This window comes from Streptomyces sp. NPDC014889 (genome assembly GCF_043081205.1).
Lineage (GTDB): Bacteria > Actinomycetota > Actinomycetes > Streptomycetales > Streptomycetaceae > Streptomyces.
Genome location: NZ_JBIBWH010000009.1, coordinates 1 through 8,327, shown reverse-complemented (window position 1 = coordinate 8,327; position 8,327 = coordinate 1). Strand labels below are relative to the sequence as shown.

The window sequence follows — 8,327 nt, the reverse complement described above, 5'->3', positions numbered from 1 at the left end:
CGTCGACGGTGATCTTCTGGGAGAGGTCGCCCTTGGCCACCGCGGTCGTCACCTGGGCGACGTTGCGGACCTGGGCGGTGAGGTTGCCCGCCATGAAGTTGACCGAATCGGTCAGGTCCCGCCAGACACCCGCGACTCCGGGCACCTTGGCCTGTCCACCGAGGCGTCCTTCGGTGCCGACCTCGCGGGCGACGCGGGTGACCTCGTCGGCGAAGGCGGACAGCTGGTCGACCATCGTGTTGACGGTCTCCTTCAGCTGAAGGATCTCGCCGCGCGCGGGCACGTCGATCTTCTGCGAGAGGTCGCCCTTGGCCACCGCCGTCGCCACCTGCGCGATGTCCCGCACCTGGGTGGTGAGGTTGCCCGCCATGGCATTGACCGAGTCGGTCAGATCGGCCCAGGTGCCCGAGACCCCCGGCACCTCCGCCTGACCGCCGAGCGTGCCCTCGGTGCCGACCTCCCGGGCCACCCGGGTGACCTCGGAGGTGAACACGGACAACTGGTCGACCATGCCGTTGAACACGGTCGCGATGTCGCCCATGAGCCCGTCGGCGTCCTCCGGCAGACGCGTGCCGAAGTCGCCGTCCCGCACGGCCGTCAGGCCGGCCAGGAGCTGCCGCAGCTCCCGGTCGCCCGGTACGGCGTCGAGGACCTCGGTTCTGTCGCTGGTCATGCGCACCCTCGTCCCGCTCCCCAGGAGTCCTCGACGGTGAGGACTCGCACCTCTCCACCGGGCCGTCGCGGGCCCGCTGACGTGCGTGCATTTCCGTGATTCCACGGATCTGCGCGATGAGAAATACGGGGCAGGCTAACCCACTCGGCCCGCCCCGAACAAAACTCTCGCGCCCATGTCCGGACCGGAGAATTCGCCCCCGCACGCGGTGCATGACCTCGTACTTCAGGGGTACGCGGACGGTTTCACCGCAGGGCGCCCCATGCCGCACGACGCCCGCCGTCCGGCATGACGCCTCGTTCGGAACAACCCGAAGTTCCCCGGCCCGGAAGCACCCTTATGACAACAATGCCGCCTTCGCCCTTCAGCCTCTCCGTGAAGACCCGAGGAACCGCCGTCGCGGTCCACGTGGAGGGCGACCTCGACTACCTCACCCGTCGCGAACTCCTGGACGCGGTGACCGTGGTGCTCACCCGGCGCCACGCGGCACGGCACCCGGTCGTCGACATACGCCTCGACTTCTCGCGACTCCAGAGCGTCGACTCCTCCGGGCTGTCCGCGCTGCTCCAGATCCGGCGCCTCGCGGACGAGGCGGGTGTCGCGCTCCACCTGGACGAGCGTCCGGCCGTCCTGGAACGGCTGCTGGACATGACAGGAACGCTGGAACTGCTCACCTCCCCGCCCGGGAACGCCTCCCCGCCGAATGCCGTGGTCACAGACGGGTAGTTGGTGCGGTAGGAGCCGACGTGCCGGGGTGTCGGCCCGACGGTCGTGACACGTCAGCCCGGGGAGGAAGGAGCAGCGTGACCATAGACAGAATCTGGACGTATCCGCCGCAGGTCGCTCGTGTCGAGGAAGAGGACCTGACCGGCTTCACCGTCGTCGCCACCGACGGCACCGTGGGCCACGTGGACCGGGAGGGCGGCCAGTCCGGGATGCGGCACCTGGTCGTGGACACCGGGGTGTGGGTGTTCGGCAGGAGCGTCATGGTGCCGGTCGGCATGGTCGCGGGCATCGACTCCGCGGAGCGCAGGATCACGGTGGCCTGTTCGCGCGGGCAGATCAAGGCGGCGCCGCGCTTCAGGACAGACAGCGAGACCAGGGACCCCGAGTATCTGACGCGCGTGGGTGCCTACTACGAGGGGCTTCCGCCGCGCGAGGTGACCAGCGCCTGAACCGGCGCGGTACGCGCGGCGGGTCCCGCTAACGCGTCCGAGCCCGGACCCCGTCCGCAGCCGGGGCTCCGGGTGATCCGGACTCACCAGGGCAGGAAGACGTGCACGTCCTTGCCGTGATCGTTGACCACCACGCTCACCTGGTCGCACAGGGTGTGGATCAGATGCCAGCCGATACCGCCGCCGCCCCGGCTGGGGCGGAACGGCCGCGGGGCCGGCTGTGTGGTGCTGGTGTCGCTGAGCGTGACGTGCACCCCGTCGAAGGTGCGGCGCATCCGCAGCTCGAACGGGCCAGGTGCATACTGCACCGCGTTCGCCGCGAGTTCCGTCACGACCAGCAGGATGTCGTCCCAGTGCTCCGGCGCCGCCGGCCCCGCGTGCCGCGCCACCTCGTCGAGGAACTCCTCCGCGGCGAGCCGCGCACCCGTGACATGGTGCAACTCGCCCGCGAAGCGGGCGGTGCGGCTCGGAATGCCCTCGCTGGCCAGTGTGTCTTCCCCACGCGGCTCGGATGCCATCTCGCCTTCCGACCCGGCCTCGTCGCCGGGCTGCGTCCTTTCTTTCCCTTGCGTCCCACTGTCTTGTTCCCAGGGGCGCGGAGCCTACGCTTGGGGCGGCGCAGGCAGCGGAAAGGCAGGCAGCAGCGTCAGCGGAAGACGTCGTCGGACTCGTCCCAGTCGGCCGGCGGGTCGTGCGCGGCCTCCCGGCGCGCGGCGCGGCTGCGCGCCTGGTACATGGCGTCGATCTCGGCCGCGTAGTGCTCCGCGATGGCGTCCCTGCGCAGCTTCATCGACGGCGTGAGCAGCCCGCCGGCCACGTCGAACGGCGCGGACAGCACCCGGAAGACCCGGATGGACTCCGAGCGGGAGACGGCGCTGTTCGCGGCGGCGACCGCCCGCTCGATCTCCTCCCGCAGCGCGTTCTCCTCGCGCGCCTCGTGCTCCGACGGGTCACCCTGCAACGCCAGCGCCGCACGCCAGTGGGCCAGGAACTCCGGGTCCAGGGTGATCAGCGCGCCCACGCACGGCCGGTCGTCGCCCACCACCACCGCCTGGTGGACCAGCGGATGCGCCCTCAGCCGCTGCTCCAGGCCGGCCGGGGCCACGCTCTTGCCACCGCTGGTGACGATGATGTCCTTCTTGCGCCCCGTGATCGTCAGATAGCCCTCGGTGTCCAGCTTGCCGATGTCCCCCGTGGCCAGCCAGCCGTCCTGCAGCACGGCCCCGGTCGCGGCCTCGTCGCCCACGTACCCCTGGAACAGCGACGGCCCCCGGACCAGGATCTCCCCGTCGTCCGCCACCTCGATCGCCGTGCCCGGCAGCGCCTTGCCGACGGTCCCCGACTTCTCCCGGCCCAGCGGCTGCATGGTGATGCCGCCCGCGGTCTCCGTGAGCCCGTACCCGTCGTGCACGTAGATGCCGATGCCCTCGTAGAACAGGGAGAGCTCCTGGCTCAGCGGGGAGCCGCCCGAGGTGGCGCGGACCACCCTGCCGCCCAGCTCGGTCCTCAGCTTGCGGTACACCGTCCGCTCGTACAGGGCGTGCTGCAGCCGGAGGTCGAGGCCGGGGCCGGGGCCCCGGCCCAGCCGCTGCCGCTCCACCGCGGTGGCGAAGTCCCGGGCCGTCTCGGCCGCCCGCTCGAACAGCGAGCCGCGGCCCGCCCGCTGGGCGGCGCGCAGGAAGTTCTTGTAGATCTTCTCGAAGACGGAGGGCACGGCGTGGAAGTACGTCGGCCTGAACGTGCGCAGCGCCGACGCCAGCGCCTCCTCGCCCAGTTCCGGTTCGTGGCCCATCAGGATGCCGCCGCGCAGGCACAGGCTCTGGATCATCAGCCCGTACACGTGCGAGAAGGGCAGGAAGGCGAGCACCGACGCCTGCTCGCCGGGCGGCGCCGCGGTGTGCCCCCAGCCGGCCAGCAGCGTGTCGCTGGGGCTCGCCAGCGCGCGGTGGCTCAGTGCGCAGCCCAGGGCGCGGCCCGTCGTGCCGGAGGTGTAGGCGATCGCGGCGGTCGCGTCCGGCAGCACGATCCGGCGCAGCGAGTTCACCGTGGTCGACGGCACCACCGTGCCCCGTTCCACCAGGTGCGCCAGCGCGTCCGCGTCCAACTGCCACACGTGCTGGAGCCGGGGCAGCGTCGCGCACAGCGGGCCGACCGTCATCACGCCCTGCTCGTCCTCCACGACGACGGCCACGCACTCGGCGTCCCGCAGGATCCATTCGACCTGCTCGCGCGAGGAGGTCGGGTGGATCGGGACGACCTCGGCGCCGACCGCCCACAGCGCGTACGCGAGGACCGTCCACTCGTAGCGGGTGCGGGCCATGACCGCCACCCGGTGACCGGGCGAGATCCTGGCGGCGACCAGCCCCCTGGCCAGATCGGTCACCTGGTCCCGCAGCTCCGCGGCGGTCACCTCCTCCCACACCGGGGAGGAGGGGTCGGCGCGGCGCGCGAGCACCGGCAGGTCGGGACGGGTCTCCGCGGTCTCGAAGACGCTGTCGGCGAGCCCACCGGCCGGCGGGGCGACAGTGGACGGAGCGAGGGCGAGGTCGCGCATGCGCTGCTCCTGAGGTTCACGGAGGTTACTGCGCCGGTGACGGACTCGGTCGACGCGGATCGAATGTAGCCCAGGTCCGCGTGTCACGGGTCCCGAACTGGGAAGTTGTCCCGTTTCCCGTGCCCCGGCCCGCTCAGCGGGTGGACGGAGTCAGCCAGAGCGTGGCGAGCGGCGGCAGCGTGAGACGCAGGTGCCGCTCCTCGGGCCCTCCTTCCGGTTCGAGTGGCTTCGCGTTGGTGACGTCGCCGCCGCCGTAGATGGCGGCGTCGGTGTTCAGCACCTCGCGCCACGCGGTGACCTCGCCCGGCACGTCCAGGCGGTAGCCCTCGCGCACCACGGGGGAGAAGTTCGACACCGCGAGGAGCGGGGCACCGGCCGCGTCGAGGCGCAGGAACGCGTAGACGTTGTCGTCGGCGGCGTCCACGGCCACCCAGCGGAAGCCCTCGGGCCGGGTGTCGCGCTGCCACAGCGCGGGGGTGGCCCGGTAGACGGTGTTGAGGTCGCGCACCAGGTCGCGCACCCCGCGGTGGTCGCCCGCGGCGCAGTGGTCGCCGTCGAGCAGCCACCACTCCGGCCCGTGCTCCTCGGAGAACTCGCCGCCCTGGGCGAACTCCTGCCCCATGAACAGCAGTTGCTTGCCCGGATGGGCCCACATGAAGCCCAGGTAGGCGCGGTGGTTCGCGCGCCGCTGCCACCAGTCGCCGGGCATCTTCGACACCAGCGCCCGCTTGCCGTGCACCACCTCGTCGTGCGAGATCGGCAGCACGTAGTTCTCGCTGTAGGCGTACACCATCGCGAAGGTCATCTCGTGGTGGTGGTACTTGCGGTGCACCGGCTCCTTGCTCATGTACTGGAGCGAGTCGTGCATCCAGCCCATGTTCCACTTCAGCCCGAAGCCCAGCCCGCCGCTGTCGGTCGGCGCGGTCACCCCGCCCCACGCGGTCGACTCCTCGGCGATGGTCACCACGCCCGGGGCGCGCCGGTACACGGTGGCGTTCATCTCCTGGAGGAACGCCATCGCGTCCAGGTCCTCCCGGCCGCCGTACGCGTTGGGCGTCCACTGACCGGAGTCACGCGAGTAGTCCAGGTAGAGCATCGAGGCCACCGCGTCCACGCGCAGGCCGTCGACGTGGAACTCCTCGCACCAGTACACGGCGTTCGCGACCAGGAAGTTGCGCACCTCCGTACGCGCGAAGTCGAACTCGTACGTCCCCCAGTCGGGGTGCTCCGCGCGCTGCGCGTTCCCCGGTTCGTAGAGCGGGTCCCCGTCGAAGCGGGCCAGCGCCCAGTCGTCCTTGGGGAAGTGCGCAGGCACCCAGTCCATGATCACGCCGATCCCGGCCCGGTGGCAGGCGTCGACGAAGTACCGGAAGTCGTCCGGGGAGCCCAGGCGCGCGGTGGGCGCGTAGTACGAGGTGACCTGGTAGCCCCAGGACGGCCCGAAGGGATGCTCGGCGACCGGCATCAGCTCCACGTGCGTGAAGCCCAGGTCCTTGACGTACGCGGGCAGTTCCCCCGCCAGTTCGCGGTACGTCAGCCCCGGCCGCCAGGACGGCAGATGGACCTCGTACACCGAGAACGGCGCCTCGTGCACCGGGACGTCCGCGCGGTGCGCCATCCACTCCTGGTCGCCCCACTCGTGGTGCGCGGCCGTCACCACCGACGCGGTGGCGGGCGGCACCTCGGTGCGCCGTGCCATCGGGTCGGCCTTGAGGAACCGGCCGCCGTACTGCGAGGTGATCTCGAACTTGTACCTCGCGCCCTCGCCGATCCCGGGCAGGAACAACTCCCACACACCCGCCGCGCCCAGCGAGCGCATCGGGAAGGCGGTCCCGTCCCAGTGGCTGAAGTCGCCGGCCACCCGCACCCCCCGGGCGTTCGGCGCCCACACCGTGAACCGGGTGCCCGTCACGCCCTGGTGGGTCATCGGCTCCGCGCCCAGCGCCCGCCACAGCTGCTCGTGCCGGCCCTCCCGGATCAGGTGCAGGTCCAGCTCGCCGAGGGCGGGCAGGAAGCGGTAGGGGTCGTGGACCTCGTACTCGTCCTGCTCGTAGCCGACCACCAGGGTGTACTCGGGAATTGCGGTCAGCGGCAGCAGGGCCGAGAACAGTCCGCCGCCCTCGGAGGCGAGCGGGGTGCGCTCGCCGTCGACGACCACGCTCACCGCACGGGCGAAGGGCCGCAGCACCCGCAGGGCGATCCCGCCCCGCACCGGGTGCGCGCCGAGCAGCGCGTGCGGGTCGTGATGGGCGCCGGACAGCAGGCGCTCACGGTCGGCGGGATCCAGCGGCGGAGCCGTACAGGCCCGTACCGCCGCGGGCAGGACGGGGCCGGACGGCTCGGGGAGTGACGTGTCGCGCAGTGCCATCGGTTCAGCCTCCTCTCACGGCGAGACGTTCGATCGCCGCCATCGGTACGGCGAGCCAGTCGGGGCGGTGCCGGGCCTCGTACAGCACTTCGTACACGGCACGGTCCGTCTCGTAGGCCCGCAGCAGGGCGTGTTTCTTACGGGGGTCCCAGCCGGCCCGGGAGGCGTAGCCGGCGCAGTACGCCTCCCGGCAGCGGCGCGCCCACTCCGGGCGCCAGGGGCGGCGCTGGCGGGCGGCGTAGTCGAAGGAGCGCAGCATCCCCGCCACGTCCCGGACCGGGGACTCGGGGATGCGGCGCTCGGCGAGCGGGCGCGACGGCTCGCCCTCGAAGTCGATGACGAACCACTCCCGCCCGGCCCGCAGCACCTGGCCGAGGTGCAGGTCGCCGTGGACGCGCTGGGCGGGCGGCCCGGCGTCGCAACTGGCCAGCGCGGCGAACGCGGTGCGCAGCCGGGTCGCGTACGGGCGCAGCGCGGGGACGCTGTGCGCGGCGGACTCCAGATGTTCGGTCATCGTCGCGGCGGTGCGCGCGATGTCCTGGTGGACACCGGTGGGGAAGGCGTCGGCCAGGGCCAGGTGGACCTCCGCGGTCGCCTCTCCCAACTGGTGCGCCTGGGCGGTGAAGTCGTCACCGGTGGCCAGGGCCCGCAGGGCCAGCGTCCAGCCGTCGGCGGCGTCGCGCAGGAACGGCTGGAGCACCCCGAGCGTGGCCGGTTCCGGTTGTGTGGTGCGGAACCAGGCCACGGGAGCGGGCACCCGGGTGCAGTCCTGACCGGCCAGCGCCCAGGGCACCTCCAGGTCCGGGTTGACGCCCGGCTGGATGCGGCGGAACACCTTCAGGATGAACTCGTCCCCGTAGATGATCGAGGAGTTGGACTGCTCGGCGTCCAGCAGTCTGGGCACCAGGCCGCCGGGGACCGGTACGGACGCGTCCGCCTCGAAGTGCAGCGGGCCGAAGGCGCCGGGGTGACGCATCCGCTCCAGGAGCAGCTGCGCCGAACGCGGGTCGTACAGCGCGTCGTAGACCGCGAGGCCGGCCAGCGGACCGTCCTCGGGGCGGCCGATGAACGCCCGGTGCAGGCGCGGGGCCAGTTCCCGCCGTACGCCGAGCAGCAGTTGGTAGCAGTCGGCGGGTGGGGCGGCGGGCGTGCCGGTGGGGGAGGGGACCGTGCCGGGACCGGAGGCGACGCCCGCGTGCTCGGCGTGGACGAGCAGATGCAGACAGCCCGGGAACAGCTCCGTCATCGACAGCGGACGCAGGTCGGTGACGGGCCGGTCCTTGCCGGCGAACCAGCGTTGTCGCGGCAGCCATTCGCGCAGCAGCGAGCCGAGTGAGGCCATGGGCCCGGCCGGGCTCCCGGCGCTCGGCGTCAGCGATGCGGTCTTCGGCATGGTCACGCCTCCTTTCGACGGCCGCACGCTCACCCGCGGCGGCCGGTCCGGGATGCGACGTTGGCGGTGAGCCGGAACCAGTAGAAGCCGTGGCCCGCCAGGGTCAGCAGGTACGGCAGTTCCCCGATGGCCGGAAAGCGCACCCCGCCGATGAGCTCGACCGG

The 8,327-nt window shown here is 72.1% G+C and carries 8 protein-coding genes; 2 read left to right on the top strand and 6 right to left on the bottom strand.

What is annotated here, in order from left to right; genetic code table 11:
* A partial coding sequence (locus ACF09J_RS18910) for a HAMP domain-containing protein (protein ID WP_392306569.1) occupies window positions 1–673 on the bottom strand: 673 nt, incomplete at its 3' end.
* 375 nt (window positions 674–1,048) lie between these two features.
* Here ACF09J_RS18910 and ACF09J_RS18905 point away from each other — a divergent pair.
* A complete protein-coding gene (locus ACF09J_RS18905) occupies window positions 1,049–1,399 on the top strand; it encodes an STAS domain-containing protein (RefSeq protein WP_392306568.1) in 351 nt (116 codons plus the stop codon).
* Window positions 1,400–1,476: 77 nt separating this feature from the next.
* A complete protein-coding gene (locus ACF09J_RS18900) occupies window positions 1,477–1,848 on the top strand; it encodes a PRC-barrel domain-containing protein (RefSeq protein ID WP_392306567.1) in 372 nt (123 codons plus the stop codon).
* Between the two features lie 83 nt (window positions 1,849–1,931).
* Here ACF09J_RS18900 and ACF09J_RS18895 read toward each other — a convergent pair whose 3' ends face one another.
* The 5 genes from ACF09J_RS18895 to ACF09J_RS18875 all read right to left on the bottom strand — a co-directional run.
* Window positions 1,932–2,366 (bottom strand): ATP-binding protein, encoded by a 435-nt coding sequence (locus ACF09J_RS18895; protein WP_392306566.1) that lies wholly within the window; start codon window positions 2,364–2,366, stop codon window positions 1,932–1,934.
* A 128-nt stretch (window positions 2,367–2,494) separates the two neighbouring features.
* Window positions 2,495–4,402, bottom strand: a complete 1,908-nt coding sequence (locus tag ACF09J_RS18890) for an AMP-dependent synthetase/ligase (RefSeq protein WP_392306565.1) — start codon at window positions 4,400–4,402, stop codon at window positions 2,495–2,497.
* Window positions 4,403–4,535: 133 nt separating this feature from the next.
* Entirely contained in the window at window positions 4,536–6,770 is a 2,235-nt protein-coding gene (gene glgB / locus ACF09J_RS18885) for a 1,4-alpha-glucan branching enzyme (protein ID WP_392306564.1), read from the bottom strand.
* A gap of 4 nt (window positions 6,771–6,774) precedes the next feature.
* The gene (locus tag ACF09J_RS18880; RefSeq protein ID WP_392306563.1) at window positions 6,775–8,163 is read right to left on the bottom strand and encodes a maltokinase; all 1,389 of its coding nucleotides are present in this window, start codon (window positions 8,161–8,163) and stop codon (window positions 6,775–6,777) included.
* 29 nt (window positions 8,164–8,192) lie between these two features.
* Window positions 8,193–8,327, bottom strand: a 135-nt coding sequence (locus ACF09J_RS18875; RefSeq protein WP_392306897.1) for an alpha-glucosidase C-terminal domain-containing protein, incomplete at its 5' end; no start/stop codon positions are given.